Annotated in this window: 15 protein-coding genes; 8 read left to right on the forward strand and 7 right to left on the reverse strand. The window is 54.1% G+C overall.

The genetic code is table 11. From position 1 onward, the window contains the following. Positions 1–4 precede the first annotated feature (4 nt). From lacY to HUZ68_RS05020, 6 genes are all read right to left on the reverse strand, one after another. The gene (gene lacY, locus HUZ68_RS04995; RefSeq protein ID WP_000291541.1) at positions 5–1,258 is read right to left on the reverse strand and encodes a lactose permease; all 1,254 of its coding nucleotides are present in this window, start codon (positions 1,256–1,258) and stop codon (positions 5–7) included. A 51-nt stretch (positions 1,259–1,309) separates the two neighbouring features. Beyond that, positions 1,310–4,384, reverse strand: a complete 3,075-nt coding sequence (gene lacZ, locus HUZ68_RS05000; RefSeq protein WP_062883198.1) for a beta-galactosidase — start codon at positions 4,382–4,384, stop codon at positions 1,310–1,312. A gap of 122 nt (positions 4,385–4,506) precedes the next feature. Beyond that, positions 4,507–5,589 (reverse strand): DNA-binding transcriptional repressor LacI, encoded by a 1,083-nt coding sequence (lacI, locus tag HUZ68_RS05005; RefSeq protein WP_000805884.1) that lies wholly within the window; start codon positions 5,587–5,589, stop codon positions 4,507–4,509. Positions 5,590–5,625: 36 nt separating this feature from the next. Next, positions 5,626–6,579 carry an OI-19-encoded virulence regulator OvrA gene (gene ovrA, locus HUZ68_RS05010; protein WP_044867026.1) on the reverse strand — a complete coding sequence of 318 codons (954 nt, stop codon included), beginning with the start codon at positions 6,577–6,579 and terminating at the stop codon, positions 5,626–5,628. Positions 6,580–6,598: 19 nt separating this feature from the next. Continuing rightward, positions 6,599–7,375 (reverse strand): MBL fold metallo-hydrolase, encoded by a 777-nt coding sequence (locus HUZ68_RS05015; RefSeq protein WP_021577061.1) that lies wholly within the window; start codon positions 7,373–7,375, stop codon positions 6,599–6,601. 114 nt (positions 7,376–7,489) lie between these two features. After that, positions 7,490–8,323, reverse strand: coding sequence for a DNA-binding transcriptional regulator (locus HUZ68_RS05020; protein WP_024248246.1), 834 nt, complete (start codon positions 8,321–8,323; stop codon positions 7,490–7,492). Positions 8,324–8,513: 190 nt separating this feature from the next. Between HUZ68_RS05020 and HUZ68_RS05025 the strand changes: the two genes are divergently transcribed. The 8 genes from HUZ68_RS05025 (at position 8,514) to HUZ68_RS05060 (ending at position 17,317) form a co-directional block, all read left to right on the forward strand. Then, on the forward strand, positions 8,514–10,178 hold the full coding sequence (locus HUZ68_RS05025) for a bifunctional 3-(3-hydroxy-phenyl)propionate/3-hydroxycinnamic acid hydroxylase (protein WP_112925254.1): 1,665 nt from the start codon (positions 8,514–8,516) through the stop codon (positions 10,176–10,178). Between the two features lies 1 nt (position 10,179). Then, positions 10,180–11,124: a 2,3-dihydroxyphenylpropionate/2,3-dihydroxicinnamic acid 1,2-dioxygenase gene (mhpB, locus tag HUZ68_RS05030; protein ID WP_057777613.1), complete on the forward strand. Its 945-nt coding sequence runs from the start codon at positions 10,180–10,182 to the stop codon at positions 11,122–11,124. 17 nt (positions 11,125–11,141) lie between these two features. After that, the gene (mhpC, locus tag HUZ68_RS05035) at positions 11,142–12,008 is read left to right on the forward strand and encodes a 2-hydroxy-6-oxonona-2,4-dienedioate hydrolase (protein ID WP_000121896.1); all 867 of its coding nucleotides are present in this window, start codon (positions 11,142–11,144) and stop codon (positions 12,006–12,008) included. A gap of 9 nt (positions 12,009–12,017) precedes the next feature. After that, positions 12,018–12,827: a 2-keto-4-pentenoate hydratase gene (gene mhpD / locus HUZ68_RS05040; RefSeq protein ID WP_112925250.1), complete on the forward strand. Its 810-nt coding sequence runs from the start codon at positions 12,018–12,020 to the stop codon at positions 12,825–12,827. After that, the gene (gene mhpF, locus HUZ68_RS05045; RefSeq protein ID WP_000044325.1) at positions 12,824–13,774 is read left to right on the forward strand and encodes an acetaldehyde dehydrogenase; all 951 of its coding nucleotides are present in this window, start codon (positions 12,824–12,826) and stop codon (positions 13,772–13,774) included. The genes mhpD and mhpF overlap by 4 nt, the downstream gene beginning before the upstream one ends. Further along, positions 13,771–14,784 carry a 4-hydroxy-2-oxovalerate aldolase gene (gene mhpE / locus HUZ68_RS05050; RefSeq protein WP_112925248.1) on the forward strand — a complete coding sequence of 338 codons (1,014 nt, stop codon included), beginning with the start codon at positions 13,771–13,773 and terminating at the stop codon, positions 14,782–14,784. Before mhpF ends, mhpE begins: the two co-directional genes overlap by 4 nt. A 681-nt stretch (positions 14,785–15,465) precedes the next feature. Further along, complete coding sequence (gene mhpT, locus HUZ68_RS05055) at positions 15,466–16,677, forward strand: 3-(3-hydroxy-phenyl)propionate transporter MhpT (RefSeq protein ID WP_000107616.1); 1,212 nt, start codon at positions 15,466–15,468, stop codon at positions 16,675–16,677. A gap of 100 nt (positions 16,678–16,777) precedes the next feature. Further along, complete coding sequence (locus HUZ68_RS05060) at positions 16,778–17,317, forward strand: DUF2058 domain-containing protein (protein WP_001096705.1); 540 nt, start codon at positions 16,778–16,780, stop codon at positions 17,315–17,317. 225 nt (positions 17,318–17,542) lie between these two features. On the opposite strand, the gene fghA is transcribed toward HUZ68_RS05060, so the two are convergent. After that, positions 17,543–18,376, reverse strand: a complete 834-nt coding sequence (gene fghA / locus HUZ68_RS05065) for an S-formylglutathione hydrolase (protein WP_239594057.1) — start codon at positions 18,374–18,376, stop codon at positions 17,543–17,545. Positions 18,377–18,413: the final 37 nt, after the last annotated feature.

Raw genomic sequence — 18,413 nt, forward strand, 5'->3', positions numbered from 1 at the left:
TTGCTTAAGCGACTTCATTCACCTGACGACGCAGCAGGGAAAGCGGGCCGGGGCCGCTAAGCGTGAACACGGAAATTAAGGTGAAGCCCAGCGCCACCAGACCCAGCACCAGATAAGCGCCCTGGAAACCGATGCTTTCATACATATTGCCCGCCAGTACAGACATAAAAATCATCGCCAGTTGCTTAAAGAAGCAGAAACAGACCAGATAAATCGTCGCTGAAAAACGCACTTCAAACTGGCTGGTAATATATTTAAAACAGCCCACCAGCAGGAACGGTACTTCAAACATATGCAGCGTTTTCAGAATAACTACTTCCAGCGCTGAGGTGGCGAACGATGAGCCAATAATACGTACAGACATAATAGTGCCAGCCAGCAGCAGGGCGTTTTTCCCACCGATGCGATTAATGATCAGTGGCGCAAAGAACATAATCGAGGCGTTAAGTAATTCGCCCATTGTCGTTACGTAGCCAAATACCCGCGTCCCCTGTTCACCGGTAGCAAAGAACGAAGTAAAGAAATTAGCAAACTGTTGGTCAAAAACATCGTAGGTGCAGGAAACGCCAATAACATACAGTGACAAAAACCACAGTTTTGGCTGTCTGAACAGTTCCAGCGCCAGTTTAAGGCTAAATGCCGAATGGTTGGCACCTACCGCATTGGCAACCGTGGCGGAAGAGGGCGCATCCGTTTTGGCGAAAAAGAGTAAAATGGCGAGGATGAGTGCACAGCCAGAACCCAGCCAGAAAACGAACTGATTATTGATGGTGAACATGATGCCGACAATTGAGGCACACAGCGCCCAGCCAACACAGCCAAACATCCGCGCGCGACCAAATTCGAAATTACTGCGACGGCTGACTTTCTCGATAAATGCCTCTACTGCTGGCGCACCGGCGTTAAAACAGAAACCAAGATAAATGCCACCAACAATCGACCCTACTAAAATGTTGTACTGTAACAGCGGGCCGAAGATAAAAATAAAGAACGGCGCAAACATCACTAACATGCCGGTAATAATCCACAGCAGGTATTTGCGCAGCCCGAGTTTGTCAGAAAGCAGACCAAACAGCGGTTGGAATAATAGCGAGAACAGAGAAATAGCAGCAAAAATAATACCCGTATCACTTTTGCTGATATGGTTGATGTCATGTAGCCAAATCGGGAAAAACGGGAAGTAGGCTCCCATGATAAAAAAGTAAAAGAAAAAGAATAAACCGAACATCCAAAAGTTTGTGTTTTTTAAATAGTACATAATGGATTTCCTTACGCGAAATACGGGCAGACATGGCCTGCCCGGTTATTATTATTTTTGACACCAGACCAACTGGTAATGGTAGCGACCGGCGCTCAGCTGGAATTCCGCCGATACTGACGGGCTCCAGGAGTCGTCGCCACCAATCCCCATATGGAAACCGTCGATATTCAGCCATGTGCCTTCTTCCGCGTGCAGCAGATGGCGATGGCTGGTTTCCATCAGTTGTTGTTGGCTGTAGCGGCTGATGTTGAACTGGAAGTCGCCGCGCCACTGGTGTGGGCCATAATTCAATTCGCGCGTCCCGCAGCGCAGACCGTTTTCGCTCGGGAAGACGTACGGGGTATACATGTCTGACAATGGCAGATCCCAGCGGTCAAAACAGGCGGCAGTAAGGCGGTCGGGATAGTTTTCTTGCGGCCCTAATCCGAGCCAGTTTACCCGCTCTGCTACCTGCGCCAGCTGGCAGGTCAGGCCAATCCGTGCCGGATGCGGTGTATCGCTCGCTACTTCAACATCAACGGTAATCGCCATTTGACCACTACCATCAATCCGGTAGGTTTTCCGGCTAATAAATAAGGTTTTTCCCTGATGCTGCCATGCGTGGACAGTGGTAATCAGCACCGCGTCGGCAAGTGTATCTGCCGTGCACTGCAACAACGCCGCTTCGGCCTGGTAATGGCCCGCCGCCTTCCAGCGTTCGACCCAGGCGTTAGGGTCAATGCGGGTCGCTTCACTTACGCCAATGTCGTTATCCAGCGGTGCGCGGGTGAACTGATCGCGCAGCGGCGTCAGCAGTTGTTTTTTATCGCCAATCCACATCTGTGAAAGAAAGCCTGACTGGCGGTTAAATTGCCAACGCTTATTATCCAGCTCGATGCAAAAATCCGTTTCGCTGGTGGTCAGTTGCGGGATGGCGTGGGGCGCGGAGGGGAGTGTCACGCTGAGGTTTGCCGCCAGACGCCACTGCTGCCAGGCGCTGATGTGTCCGGCTTCTGACCATGCGGTCGCGTTCGGTTGCACTACGTGTACCGTTAGCCAGAGTTGCCCGGTGCTCTCCGGCTGCGGTAGTTCAGGCAGTTCAATTACCTGTTTACCTTGTGGAGCGACATTCATAGGTACTTCACCGCTTGCCAGCGGCTTGCCATCCAGCGCCACCATCCAGTGCAGGAGCTCGTTATCGCTATGACGGAACAGGTATTCGCTGGTCACTTCGATGGTTTGCCCGGATAAACGGAACTGGAAAAACTGCTGCTGGTGTTTTGCTTCCGTCAGCGCCGGATGCGGCGTGCGGTCGGCAAAGACCAGACCGTTCATGCAGAACTGGCGATCGTTTGGCGTATCGCCAAAATCACCGCCGTAAGCCGACCACGGATTGCCATTTTCATCATATTTAATCAGCGACTGATCCACCCAGTCCCAGACGAAGCCGCCCTGTAAACGGGGGTACTGACGAAACGCCTGCCAGTATTTAGCGAAGCCGCCAAGACTGTTACCCATCGCGTGGGCGTATTCGCAAAGGATCAGCGGGCGCGTCTCTCCAGGCAACGAAAGCCATTTTTTGATGGACCATTTCGGCACAGCCGGGAAGGGCTGGTCTTCATCCACGCGCGCGTACATCGGGCAAATAATATCGGTTGCGGAGGTGTCGGCTCCGCCGCCTTCATACTGCACCGGGCGGGATGGATCGACAGATTTAATCCAGCGATAGAGTGCGTCGTGATTAGCGCCGTGGCCTGACTCATTCCCCAGCGACCAGATGATCACACTCGGGTGATTACGATCGCGCTGCACCATTCGCGTTACGCGTTCGCTCATCGCGGGTAGCCAGCGCGGATCATCGGTCAGACGATTCATTGGCACCATGCCGTGGGTTTCAATGTTGGCTTCATCCACCACATACAGGCCGTAGCGGTCGCACAGGGTGTACCACAGCGGATGGTTCGGATAATGCGAACAGCGCACGGCGTTAAAGTTGTTCTGCTTCATCAGCAGGATATCCTGCACCATCGTCTGCTCATCCATGACCTGACCATGCAGAGGATGATGCTCGTGACGGTTAACGCCGCGAATCAGCAACGGCTTGCCGTTCAGCAGCAGCAGGCCATTTTCAATCCGTACCTCGCGGAAACCGACATCGCAGGCTTCTGCTTCAATCAGCGTGCCGTCGGCGGTGTGCAGTTCAACCACCGCACGATAGATATTCGGGATTTCGGCGCTCCACAGTTTCGGGTTTTCGACGTTCAGACCTAGTGTGACGCGATCGGCATAACCGCCACGCTCATCGATAATTTCACCGCCGAAAGGCGCGGTGCCGCTGGCGACCTGCGTTTCACCCTGCCACAAAGAAACCGTCACCCGCAGCTCATCGCGCAGCTCGCCGTACATCTGAACTTCTGCCTCCAGTACCGCGCGGCTGAAATCATCATTAAAGCGAGTGGCAACATGGAAATCGCTGATTTGTGTGGTCGGTTTGTGCAGCAACGAGACGTCACGGAAAATGCCGCTCATCCGCCACATATCCTGATCTTCCAGATAACTGCCGTCACTCCAGCGCAGCACCATCACCGCGAGGCGGTTTTCTCCGGCGCGTAAAAATGCGCTCAGGTCAAATTCAGACGGCAAACGACTGTCCTGGCCGTAACCGACCCAGCGCCCGTTGCACCACAGATGAAACGCCGAGTTAACGCCATCAAAAATAATTCGCGTCTGGCCTTCCTGTAGCCAGCTTTCATCAACATTAAATGTGAGCGAGTAACAACCCGTCGGATTCTCCGTGGGAACAAATGGCGGATTGACCGTAATGGGATAGGTCACGTTGGTGTAGATGGGCGCGTCGTAACCGTGCATCTGCCAGTTTGAGGGGACGACGACAGTATCGGCGACAGGAAGATCGCACTCCAGCCAGCTTTCCGGAACCGCTTCTGGTGCCGGAAACCAGACAAATTGCCACTCACCATTCAGGCTGCGCAACTGTTGGGAAGGGCGATTGGTGCGGGCCTCTTCGCTATTACGCCAGCTGGCGAAAGGGGGATGTGCTGCAAGGCGATTAAGTTGGGTAACGCCAGGGTTTTCCCAGTCACGACGTTGTAATACGACGGCCAGTGAATCCGTAATCATAGTCATAGCTGTATCCTGTGTGAAATTGTTATCCGCTCACAATTTCACACAACATACGAGCCGGACGCATAAAGTGTAAAGCCTGGGGTGCCTAATGAGTGAGCTGACTCACATTAATTGCGTTGCGCTCACTGCCCGCTTTCCAGTCGGGAAACTTGTCGTGCCAGCTGCATTAATGAATCGGCCAACGCGCGGGGAGAGGCGGTTTGCGTCTTGGGCGCCAGGGTGGTTTTTCTTTTCACCAGAGAGACGGGCAAAAGCTGATTGCCCTTCACCGCCTGGCCCTGAGAGAGTTGCAGCAAGCGGTCCACGCTGGTTTGCCCCAGCAGGCGAAAATCCTGTTTGATGGTGGTTAACGGCGGGATATAACACGAGCTGTCTTCGGTATCGTCGTATCCCACTACCGAGATATCCGCACCAACGCGCAGCCCGGACTCGGTAATGGCGCGCATTGCGCCCAGCGCCATCTGATCGTTGGCAACCAGCATCGCAGTGGGAACGATGCCCTCATTTAGCATTTGCATGGTTTGTTGAAAACCGGACATGGCACTCCAGTCGCCCTCCCGTTCCGCTATCGGCTGAATTTGATTGCGAGTGAGATATTTATGCCAGCCCGCCAGACGCAGACGCGCCGAGACAGAACTTAATGGGCCCGCTAACAGCGCGATTTGCTGGTGACCCAATGCGACCAGATGCTCCACGCCCAGTCGCGTACCGTCTTCATGGGAGAAAATAATACTGTTGATGGGAGTCTGGTCAGAGACATCAAGAAATAACGCCGGAACATTAGCGCAGGCAGCTTCCACAGCAATGGCATCCTGGTCATCCAGCGGATAGTTAATGATCAGCCCACTGACGCGTTGCGCGAGAAGATTGTGCACCGCCGCTTTACAGGCTTCGACGCCGCTTCGTTCTACCATCGACACCACCACGCTGGCACCCAGTTGATCGGCGCGAGATTTAATCGCCGCGACAATTTGCGACGGCGCGTGCAGGGCCAGACTGGAGGTGGCAACGCCAATCAGCAACGACTGTTTCCCCGCCAGTTGTTGTGCCACGCGGTTGGGAATGTAATTCAGCTCCGCCATCGCCGCTTCCACTTTTTCCCGCGTTTTCGCAGAAACGTGGCTGGCCTGATTCACCACGCGGGAAACGGTCTGATAAGAGACACCGGCATACTCTGCGACATCGTATAGCGTTACTGGTTTCACATTCACCACCCTGAATTGACTCTCTTCCGGGCGCTATCATGCCATACCGCGAAAGGTTTTGCGCCATTCGGCGGGGCTGACGCCGAAGTGAGATTTAAAATGCTGACGCCAGGTCACAGGTGAGAGAAAACCCACCTCAGCTGCTATCCGCTCAACGGGCAACTGACTGGATCCCAACAGTTCCTGGCTACGGCGTAAGCGTTCAGTAATGAGCCATTCGGCGATACTCGAACCGGTCGCTTTCATAAAATGGCGAGTTAATGTGCGGCGACTCATCATTACTCGCTGCGCCAGCGAGTCGAGATCATGCTGTTGCGCAATGTTTTGCCGCAGGTAATCCAGCAGGAGATTAATGCGTTCATCATGGGTATTTTTCGGCACTGGTTGCTCAATAAACTGCGCCTGACCGCCGGTGCGATATGGCGGTACGACCATCCGTCGGGCAATATGGTTAGCATCGTCGCTGCCAAAATGTTGCCGAACAATATACAAACAGCAATCCAGCGCCGCGGCAGTACCAGCAGAGGTAATAATGCCGTCATCGTCTACGTACAACGCGTTAATATCCAGATGTGTTTGTGGAAAACGTGCCTGAAATTCACGCTCGAACTCCCAGTGCGTGGCGGCACGCTTATTTTTCAGTAAACCTGCATAGCCGAGCACAAACGTGCCCAGGCAAAGCCCGACAATCTGTGCGCCGTTATCCCGTGCGGTCGTTAAGGCTTCCAGCAGTTTTTGTGGCGGTTTTTGTGTAATTGTTCCCCAGTAAGGAATTATCACAATATCCGCCTGGATGACTGCGGTATAGTCATGGGTGGCGGTTACGGAAAACCCATCGGCAGAGTCCACGTTTCCCGGCTTTTCAGCGCAGATAATTACGTGAAAGTGTTTTTTCTCCGCCATTTTTTCGCTAAATACGATAAACGGTACGGAAAGGTGAAAAGGACTAAAACCGGCAACGGCGATAATGGCAACAGTTAGCGGGCGCATAACACTCTTTATCTCCGAATTAGAATGTCAACGTTTCACCATCTTCTGGTACGTTCACAAATTCGATAATTTGATTATCTCTGGCGTATTCCTTGAGCGCATCACGCGTCAGCAAACAGTGGTTTACGGCCTCCATATGTGTCGCGACAATTTGCGCTTCTGGCAGGGTAAAATGTGTTTTGAGAATATCTTCTGCTCCCATAATTATCGCGCCATGCCCCAGAACATGCGCAAATCCGGCATTCAACACAACCACTTCTGGTTGGAAAGTTAGCATTGTAACCTCGACGTCGTCACGCCAGAGGGTATCGCCAGCGAGATAGAGCGTTTTCTCTGTCGGGTGCTGGAAAACAACGCCGCAGGCTGCGCCTAAACGCTTCGCCATAGCCGGGTCGGCATAGGTGCGATCGGAGCCGTGCTGCCCTGTCGTTTTATGCAGAGTAATATCGCCAAATTTAGTCTCGTCGGTAAGTACGGTAAGATGCGTAAATCCTTGTTTATTCAGTGATTCAGCATCTTGCTCATTTTGCACATAAATCGGTTTATCTTTAGGGACGACGCGGGAGGCTGTTTCGTCCCAGTGATCTTCATGCAAATGGGTTACGATTAGGGCGTCAACGTTGAGTAACGTTGTTAAATCGCACGGTAATTCTACCGTTGGATTGCGGATTTCTGCGCGTGCCGTTCCGGCAAAACCCGGATAACTTCCTTTAGGCGCGAGTAACGGGTCGATAAGAAATGTTTTGCCAGCGTATTGGATAATTTGGGTGGCATTACGAATTTGCGTAATTTTCATGATTTGCTCCACATCACAGTATTGATGTCATTAGCGTAGCGTGCAGCCCGTACTGTGCATGTGGGCAAATGGGCGAATAACGATGAGAATGGGCCAAATTACACATTGGCGTAACTAGCGTAAATGCACGCCGCTTCGCCGTCCGGCTACCAGAATAGCCTGTGATTCAACCCCTTCTTCGATCTGTTTTGCTACCCGTTGTAGCGCCGGAAGATGCTTTTCCGCTGCCTGTTCGATGGTCATTGCGCTCGCCATATACACCAGATTCAGACAGCCAATCACCCGTTGTTCACTGCGCAGCGGTACGGCGATAGAGGCGATCTTCTCCTCCTGATCCCAGCCGCGGTAGTTCTGTCCGTAACCCTCTTTGCGCGCGCGCGCCAGAATGGCTTCCAGCTTTAACGGTTCTCGTGCCAGTTGATAGTCATCACCGGGGCGGGAGGCTAACATTTCGATTAATTCCTTGCGTTCTTGTTCCGGGCAAAAGGCCAGCCAGGTCAGGCCCGAGGCGGTTTTCAGAAGCGGCAAACGTCGCCCGACCATTGCCCGGTGAAAGGATAAGCGGCTGAAACGGTGGGTGGTTTCGCGTACCACCATTGCATCAACATCCAGCGTGGACACATCTGTCGGCCATACCACTTCGCGCAACAGATCGCCCAGCAGTGGGGCCGCCAGTGCAGAAATCCACTGTTCGTCACGAAATCCTTCGCTTAATTGCCGCACTTTGATGGTCAGACGAAAACTATCATCGGAGGGACTACGCCGGACATATCCCTCTTCCTGCAGCGTCTCCAGCAGTCGCCGCACAGTGGTGCGATGCAGGCCGCTGAGTTCCGCCAGTAGCCCGACGCAGGCACCGCCGTCAAGTTTATTTAACATATTTAATAACATTAGACCGCGGGTTAAACCGCGCACGGTTTTGTATTCCGTCTGCTCATTGTTCTGCATATTAATTGACATTTCTATAGTTAAAACAACGTTGTGCACCTGGTGCACATTCGGGCATGTTTTGATTGTAGCCGAAAACACCCTTCCTATACTGAGCGCACAATAAAAAATCATTTACATGTTTTTAACAAAATAAGTTGCGCTGTACTGTGCGCGCAACGGCATTTTGTCCGAGTCGTGAGGTACTGAAATGGCAATACAACACCCTGACATCCAGCCTGCTGTTAACCATAGCGTTCAGGTGGCGATCGCTGGTGCCGGTCCGGTCGGGCTGATGATGGCGAACTATCTCGGCCAGATGGGCATTGACGTGCTTGTGGTGGAGAAACTCGATAAGTTGATCGACTACCCGCGTGCGATTGGTATTGATGACGAGGCGCTGCGCACCATGCAGTCGGTCGGCCTGGTCGATAATGTACTGCCGCATACTACGCCGTGGCACGCGATGCGTTTTCTCACCCCGAAGGGCCGCTGTTTTGCTGATATTCAGCCAATGACCGATGAATTTGGCTGGCCGCGCCGTAACGCCTTTATTCAGCCGCAGGTCGATGCGGTGATGCTGGAAGGGGTGTCGCGTTTTCCGAATGTGCGCTGCTTGTTTTCCCGCGAGCTGGAGGCCTTCAGTCAGCAAGATGACGAAGTGACCTTGCACCTGAAAACGGCAGAAGGGCAGCGGGAAATAGTCAAAGCCCAGTGGCTGGTGGCCTGTGATGGTGGGGCAAGTTTTGTCCGTCGCACCCTGAATGTGCCGTTTGAAGGTAAAACTGCGCCAAATCAGTGGATTGTGGTAGATATCGCCAACGATCCGTTAAGTACGCCGCATATCTATTTGTGTTGCGATCCGGTGCGCCCGTATGTTTCTGCCGCGCTACCTCATGCGGTACGTCGCTTTGAATTTATGGTGATGCCAGGAGAAACCGAAGAACAGCTGCGTGAGCCGCAAAATATGCGCAAGCTGTTAAGCAAAGTGCTGCCTAATCCGGACAATGTTGAATTGATTCGCCAGCGTATCTACACCCACAACGCGCGACTGGCGCAACGTTTCCGTATTGATCGCGTACTGCTGGCGGGCGATGCCGCACACATCATGCCGGTATGGCAGGGGCAGGGCTATAACAGTGGTATGCGCGACGCCTTTAACCTCGCATGGAAACTGGCGTTGGTTATCCAGGGGAAAGCCCGCGATGCGCTGCTCGATACCTATCAACAAGAACGTCGCGATCACGCCAAAGCGATGATTGACCTGTCCGTGACGGCGGGCAACGTGCTGGCTCCGCCGAAACGCTGGCAGGGTACGTTACGTGACGGCGTTTCCTGGCTGCTGAATTATCTGCCGCCAGTAAAACGCTACTTCCTCGAAATGCGCTTCAAGCCGATGCCGCAATATTACGGCGGTGCGCTGGTACGTGAGGGCGAAGCGAAGCACTCTCCGGTCGGCAAGATGTTTATTCAGCCGAAAGTCACGCTGGAAAACGGCGACGTGACGCTGCTCGATAACGCGATCGGCGCGAACTTCGCGGTAATTGGCTGGGGATGCAATCCACTGTGGGGGATGAGCGACGAGCAAATCCAGCAGTGGCGCGCGTTGGGCACACGCTTCATTCAGGTGGTGCCGGAAGTGCAAATTCATACCGCACAGGATAACCACGACGGCGTACTACGCGTGGGGGATACGCAAGGTCGCCTGCGTAGCTGGTTCGCGCAACACAATGCTTCGCTGGTGGTGATGCGCCCGGATCGCTTTGTTGCCGCCACCGCCATTCCGCAAACTCTGGGCAAGACCCTGAATAAACTGGCGTCGGTGATGACGCTGACCCGCCCTGATGCCGACGTTTCTGTCGAAAAGGTAGCCTGATATGCACGCTTATCTTCATTGTCTTTCCCACTCGCCGCTGGTGGGGTATGTCGACCCGGCACAAGAGGTACTCGATGAGGTCAATGGCGTGATTGCCAGCGCCCGCGAGCGTATTGCGGCTTTCTCCCCTGAACTGGTGGTGCTGTTTGCGCCAGATCACTACAACGGCTTTTTCTATGACGTGATGCCACCGTTCTGTTTAGGCGTTGGAGCGACGGCAATTGGTGATTTCGGCAGTGCGGCAGGAGAGCTGCCCGTGCCTGTGGAGCTGGCGGAGGCCTGTGCGCATGCCGTCATGAAGAGCGGGATCGATCTTGCCGTTTCTTACTGTATGCAGGTGGACCACGGGTTCGCCCAGCCGCTGGAGTTCCTGTTCGGTGGGCTGGATAAGGTGCCAGTTCTGCCTGTGTTCATCAACGGTGTCGCCACGCCGCTGCCCGGTTTCCAGCGTACCCGCATGTTGGGTGAAGCCATTGGACGTTTCACCAGCACTCTCAATAAACGCGTGCTGTTCCTGGGTTCCGGTGGGCTTTCCCATCAGCCGCCGGTGCCCGAACTGGCGAAAGCCGATGCCCATATGCGCGACCGCCTGTTGGGGAGCGGGAAAGATTTACCCGCCAGTGAGCGCGAATTGCGTCAGCAACGGGTGATTAGCGCCGCTGAGAAGTTTGTTGAGGATCAGAGAACTCTGCATCCGCTCAACCCGATTTGGGATAACCAGTTCATGACTTTGCTGGAGCAGGGACGCATACAGGAACTGGATGCCGTCAGTAACGAAGAGCTTTCCGCCATTGCCGGAAAGTCGACACATGAAATCAAAACCTGGGTCGCCGCTTTTGCCGCTATTTCTGCATTTGGCAACTGGCGTAGCGAAGGGCGTTATTACCGCCCAATCCCGGAGTGGATTGCCGGATTTGGCTCGTTAAGCGCCAGAACAGAGAACTGAATATGCAGGAGAAGATGATGAGTTATCAGCCACAAACCGAAGCCGCCACCAGCCGTTTTCTGAATGTAGAAGAAGCGGGTAAAACGCTGCGCATCCATTTTAATGACTGCGGACAAGGCGACGAAACCGTTGTCCTGCTGCATGGTTCCGGCCCGGGTGCTACTGGCTGGGCGAACTTCAGCCGCAATATCGATCCGCTGGTAGAGGCGGGCTATCGGGTGATCCTGCTGGATTGTCCGGGTTGGGGCAAGAGCGATTCGATCGTTAATAGTGGTTCGCGATCGGATCTTAATGCACGAATCCTGAAAAGCGTGGTGGATCAACTGGATATCGCCAAAATCCACCTGCTGGGCAACTCGATGGGTGGCCATAGTTCTGTGGCGTTCACCCTTAACTGGCCGGAGCGCGTCGGCAAACTGGTGCTGATGGGCGGCGGTACGGGCGGCATGAGTTTGTTTACGCCGATGCCAACCGAAGGTATTAAGCGACTGAATCAGCTTTATCGTCAGCCGACTATCGAAAACCTGAAGCTGATGATGGATATCTTCGTTTTTGATACCAGCGATTTGACCGACGCCCTGTTTGAAGCGCGCCTGAATAATATGCTGTCGCGCCGCGATCACCTGGAAAACTTTGTTAAGAGCCTGGAAGCCAATCCGAAACAGTTCCCTGATTTTGGCCCACGTCTGGCGGAAATCAAAGCGCAAACCCTGATTGTCTGGGGGCGCAACGACCGCTTTGTGCCGATGGATGCGGGGCTGCGTCTACTGTCCGGCATTGCTGGTTCTGAACTGCATATCTTCCGCGACTGTGGTCACTGGGCGCAGTGGGAACATGCCGACGCTTTCAATCAACTGGTGCTGAATTTCCTCGCACGTGCTTAAGGAACGGTCATGACGAAGCATACTCTTGAGCAACTGGCGGCGGATTTACGCCGCGCCGCAGAGCAGGGCGAAGCGATTGCGCCGCTGCACGATCTGCTTGGTATCGATAACGCTGAAGCGGCCTACGCCATTCAGCACATAAATGTGCAATATGACGTTGCGCAGGGGCGTCGCGTGGTGGGGCGTAAAGTGGGCCTGACACATCCGAAAGTGCAGCAACAACTGGGCGTTGATCAACCGGATTTCGGGACATTATTTGCCGACATGTGTTATGGCGATAACGAAATCATTCCTTTTTCCCGTGTTCTGCAACCCCGCATTGAAGCGGAGATCGCACTGGTGTTGAACCGCGATTTGCCCGCAACCGATATCACCTTCGACGAATTGTATAACTCCATTGAATGGGTACTTCCGGCGCTGGAGGTGGTGGGGAGCCGCATTCGCGATTGGTCGATTCAGTTTGTCGATACCGTGGCAGATAACGCTTCCTGCGGGGTGTATGTCATCGGCGGTCCGGCGCAACGTCCGGCGGGGGTAGACCTGAAAAACTGCGCCATGAAGATGACGCGTAATAACGAAGAGGTTTCCAGCGGGCGCGGCAGCGAATGCCTGGGACATCCGCTTAATGCCGCCGTCTGGCTGGCACGCAAAATGGCCAGTCTGGGTGAACCGCTGCGCGCCGGAGATATCATTCTTACCGGGGCATTAGGTCCGATGGTGGCAGTGAATGCGGGCGATCGTTTTGAAGCCCATATTGAAGGCATAGGTTCAGTTGCTGCGACATTTTCAAGCGCAGCCCCAAAAGGAAGTCTGTCATGAGTAAGCGTAAAGTCGCCATTATCGGTTCTGGCAACATTGGCACCGATCTGATGATTAAAATTTTGCGTCACGGTCAGCATCTGGAGATGGCGGTGATGGTCGGTATTGATCCTCAGTCCGACGGTCTGGCGCGTGCCAGACGTATGGGCGTCGCCACCACCCATGAAGGGGTGATCGGGCTGATGAACATGCCTGAATTTGCTGATATCGACATTGTATTTGATGCGACCAGCGCCGGTGCTCATGTGAAAAACGATGCCGCTTTGCGCGAAGCGAAACCGGATATTCGCTTAATTGACCTGACGCCTGCTGCCATCGGCCCTTACTGCGTGCCGGTGGTTAACCTCGAGGAGAACGTCGATCAACTGAACGTCAACATGGTCACCTGCGGCGGCCAGGCCACCATTCCAATGGTGGCGGCAGTTTCACGCGTGGTGCGTGTTCATTACGCCGAAATTATCGCCTCTATCGCCAGTAAATCTGCCGGACCTGGCACGCGTGCCAATATCGATGAATTTACGGAAACCACTTCCCGAGCCATTGAAGTGGTGGGCGGCGCGGCAAAAGGGAAGGCAATTATCGTGCTTAACCCAGCAGAGCCACCGTTGATGATGCGTGACACGGTGTATGTATTGAGCGACGAAGCTTCACAAGATGATATCGAAGCCTCAATCAATGAAATGGCTGAGGCGGTGCAGGCTTACGTACCGGGATATCGCCTGAAACAGCGCGTGCAGTTTGAAGTTATCCCGCAGGATAAACCGGTCAATTTACCGGGCGTGGGTCAGTTTTCAGGTCTGAAAACGGCGGTCTGGCTGGAAGTCGAAGGCGCAGCGCATTATCTGCCTGCCTATGCGGGCAACCTCGACATTATGACTTCCAGTGCGCTGGCGACAGCGGAAAAAATGGCCCAGTCACTGGCGCGCAAGGCAGGAGAAGCGGCATGAACGGTAAAAAACTTTATATCTCGGACGTCACGTTGCGTGACGGTATGCACGCCATTCGTCATCAGTATTCGCTGGAAAACGTTCGCCAGATTGCCAAAGCACTGGACGATGCCCGCGTGGATTCGATTGAAGTGGCCCATGGCGACGGTTTGCAGGGTTCCAGCTTTAACTATGGTTTCGGCGCACATAGCGACCTTGAATGGATTGAAGCGGCGGCGGATGTGGTGAAGCACGCCAAAATAGCGACGTTGTTGCTGCCAGGAATCGGCACTATTCACGATCTGAAAAATGCCTGGCAGGCTGGCGCGCGGGTGGTTCGTGTGGCTACGCACTGTACCGAAGCTGATGTTTCCGCCCAGCATATTCAGTATGCCCGCGAGCTCGGAATGGACACCGTTGGTTTTCTGATGATGAGCCATATGACCACGCCGGAGAATCTCGCCAAGCAGGCAAAGCTGATGGAAGGCTACGGTGCGACCTGTATTTATGTGGTGGATTCTGGCGGTGCGATGAACATGAGCGATATCCGTGACCGTTTCCGCGCCCTGAAAGCAGTGCTGAAACCAGAAACGCAAACTGGCATGCACGCTCACCATAACCTGAGTCTTGGCGTGGCGAACTCTATCGCGGCGGTGGAAGAGGGCTGCGACCGAATCGACGCCAGCCTCGCGGGAATGGGCGCGGGCGCAGGTAACGCGCCGCTGGAAGTATTTATTGCCGCCGTGGATAAACTGGGTTGGCAGCATGGGACCGATCTCTATGCGTTAATGGATGCCGCTGACGACCTGGTGCGTCCGTTGCAGGATCGTCCGGTACGAGTCGATCGCGAAACGCTGGCGCTGGGATACGCCGGTGTTTACTCGAGCTTCCTGCGTCACTGTGAAACGGCGGCGGCGCGTTATGGCTTAAGCGCGGTGGATATTCTCGTTGAGCTGGGCAAACGCCGGATGGTTGGCGGCCAGGAGGATATGATCGTCGACGTGGCGCTGGATCTGCGCAACAACAAATAATATTGACTGCACGAGAACGTGCATTTTGTATGCGCATCCCAGCACGACTGCCGGATGCGGCGTGAACGCCTTATCCGGCCTACGGATGGCGCGAGAATTTGTAGGCCTGATAAGACGCGTTAGCGTCGCATCAGGCATCTGCGCACGACTGCCGGATGCGGCGTAAACGCCTTATCCGGCCTACGGATGGCGCGAGAATTTGTAGGCCTGATAAGACGCGTTAGCGTCGCATCAGGCATCTGCGCACGACTGCCGGATGCGGCGTGAACGCCTTATCCGGCCTACGGATGGCGCGGGAATTTGTAGGCCTGATAAGACGCGTTAGCGTCGCATCAGGCATCTGCGCACGACTGCCGGATGCGGCGTAAACGCCTTATCCGGCCTACGGATGGCGCGAGAATTTGTAGGCCTGATAAGACGCGCAAGCGTCGCATCAGGCATCTGCACACGACTGCCGGATGCGGCGTGAACGCCTTATCCGGCCTACGGATGGCGCGGGCATTTGTAGGCCTGATAAGACGCGCAAGCGTCGCATCAGGCATCTGCACACGACTGCCGGATGCGGCGTGAACGCCTTATCCGGCCTACATTTCGCCCGTAGGCAGTCATTAAATGGTTCTGATGACGCGGCTGGCAATGTATCAGTCGCGATTCACCTGCACTCGCAACGAGGTTCATCTTATGTCGACTCGTACCCCTTCATCATCTTCATCCCGCCTGATGCTGACCATCGGGCTTTGTTTTTTGGTCGCTCTGATGGAAGGGCTGGATCTTCAGGCGGCTGGCATTGCGGCGGGTGGCATCGCCCAGGCTTTCGCACTCGATAAAATGCAAATGGGCTGGATATTTAGCGCCGGAATACTCGGTTTGCTACCCGGCGCGTTGGTTGGCGGAATGCTGGCGGACCGTTATGGTCGTAAGCGTATTTTGATTGGCTCAGTTGCGCTGTTTGGTTTGTTCTCGCTGGCAACGGCGATTGCCTGGGATTTCCCCTCACTGGTCTTTGCGCGGCTGATGACCGGTGTCGGGCTGGGGGCGGCGTTGCCGAATCTTATCGCCCTGACGTCTGAAGCCGCGGGTCCACGTTTTCGTGGGACGGCAGTGAGCCTGATGTATTGCGGTGTTCCCATTGGCGCGGCGCTGGCGGCGACACTGGGTTTCGCGGGGGCAAACTTAGCATGGCAAACGGTGTTTTGGGTAGGTGGTGTGGTGCCGTTGATTCTGGTGCCGCTATTAATGCGCTGGCTGCCGGAGTCGGCGGTTTTCGCTGGCGATAAACAGGCTGCGCCACCACTGCGTGCGTTATTTGCGCCAGAAACGGCAACCGCGACGCTGCTGCTGTGGTTGTGTTATTTCTTCACTCTGCTGGTGGTCTACATGTTGATCAACTGGCTACCGCTGCTTTTGGTGGAGCAAGGATTCCAGCCATCGCAGGCGGCAGGGGTGATGTTTGCACTGCAAATGGGTGCGGCGAGCGGGACGTTAATGTTGGGCGCATTGATGGATAAGCTGCGTCCAGTAACCATGTCGCTACTGATTTATAGCGGCATGTTAGCTTCGCTGCTGGCGCTTGGAACGGTGTCGTCATTTAACGGTATGTTGCTGGCGGGATTTGTCGCGGGGTTGTTTGCGACAGGTGGGCAAAGCGTTTTGTATGCCCTGGCACCGTTGTTTTACAGTTCGCAGATCCGCGCAACAGGTGTGGGAACAGCCGTGGCGGTAGGGCGTCTGGGGGCTATGAGCGGTCCGTTACTGGCCGGGAAAATGCTGGCATTAGGCACTGGCACGGTCGGCGTAATGGCCGCTTCTGCACCGGGTATTCTTGTTGCTGGGTTGGCGGTGTTTATTTTGATGAGTCGGAGATCAAGAATGCAGCCGTGTGCCGATGCCTGACGCGCCTTATTAAGCAGGGGCGAAAGGGACTTGCCCCAATACACCCACGGCGTTTACAGGTATACTCGCTAAAAATTATTCAGCGGGTTTGGAAACAAAGATGGCAAAACTTACCTTACAAGAGCAGTTGCTCAAAGCAGGATTAGTCACCAGCAAAAAAGCGGCGAAGGTCGAGAGAACGGCGAAAAAATCGCGCGTTCAGGCGCGTGAAGCTCGGGCGGCGGTAGAAGAAAATAAAAAGGCACAGCTTGAGCGTGATAAACAGCTTAGCGAACAGCAAAAACAAGCGGCGTTGGCAAAAGAATATAAAGCTCAGGTGAAGCAGCTTATTGAAATGAACCGGATCACCATTGCCAATGGCGATATTGGTTTTAACTTCACTGATGGCAATCTGATTAAGAAGATTTTTGTCGATAAGCTCACACAAGCGCAGTTGATTAATGGTCGTCTGGCGATTGCCCGCTTGTTGGTCGATAACAATAGCGAAGGTGAATACGCCATTATTCCCGCCAGCGTTGCCGATAAAATTGCTCAGCGTGATGCCAGCAGTATTGTGTTGCACAGCGCGCTCAGTGCCGAAGAGCAGGATGAAGACGACCCGTATGCCGACTTCAAAGTGCCTGATGATTTGATGTGGTAAACATAGATAAGTCGTGCGCAAATGCCTGATGCGACGCTATGCGCGTCTTATCAGGCCTACGGCCTGCGGGCGAAATGTAGGCCGGATAAGGTGTTCACGCCGCATCCGGCAGTCGTGCGCAGATGCCTGATGCGACGCTATGCGCGTCTTATCATGCCTACGGCCTGCGGGCGAAATGTAGGCGGATAAGGCGTTCACGCCGCATCCGGCAGTCGTGCACTATTATCAACGCATATTCAGTTTATTGGCGTGGTAGGCAATATGCTCGCCAATAAAACTGGAGACAAAATAATAGCTGTGGTCGTAACCCTCGTGATAACGGATTAACGTCTTGATATTCATCTCCTGGCAGATCTTTTCAAGATTTGGAGTCCGCAGCTGTTCTGCGTAAAAATCATCACTCAACCCCTGATCAACCATGATTTCCGCAACGCGTTGACCTTGTGAAATAAGACTCACCGGATCGTAATCCAACCAGGCCTCTTTATTTTCACCAAGATATGCGGCAAAGGCTTGCTGTCCCCACGGTACTTGCGATGGGGAGACAATGGGCGAAAACGCCGAGACGCTGACATATTCATCTGGGTTACGTAACGCCAGCACCAGCGCGCCCAGTCCGCCCATAGAATGACCAGAGATAGACTTTCTGGTCGTTGCCGGAAAATGATGCATCACTAAATCCGGCAGCTCGTTGCGGATATAGTCATACATTTTGTAATGTTCATTCCACGGCGCTTGCGTCGCGTTCAGGTAAAACCCGGCACCTTGCCCGAGATCGTAACGGTCGGCATCTGCGACATGACTGCCTCGCGGACTGGTGTCCGGCGCAACAATAATAATGTTGTGCTCAGCCGCGTAACGCTGCATCCCCGATTTAGTAATGAAATTCTGCTCATTGCAGGTCAGGCCCGAAAGCCAGTACAGCACCGGTAATTTTTCACCTGCGGCCTTTGGCGGGAGATTGACGCCGACATTCATTTCACATTTCAATGATTGGGAATAATGCCGATACACATTTTGCCAGCCGCCAAAGCTGGCATGTTTTTCAATGAGTTCCATCAGTCATTATCTCACGGTTAATCCCCCGGACGGCTGC

It is taken from the genome of Shigella dysenteriae (assembly GCF_022354085.1).
Classification (GTDB): Bacteria; Pseudomonadota; Gammaproteobacteria; order Enterobacterales; family Enterobacteriaceae; genus Escherichia; species Escherichia coli.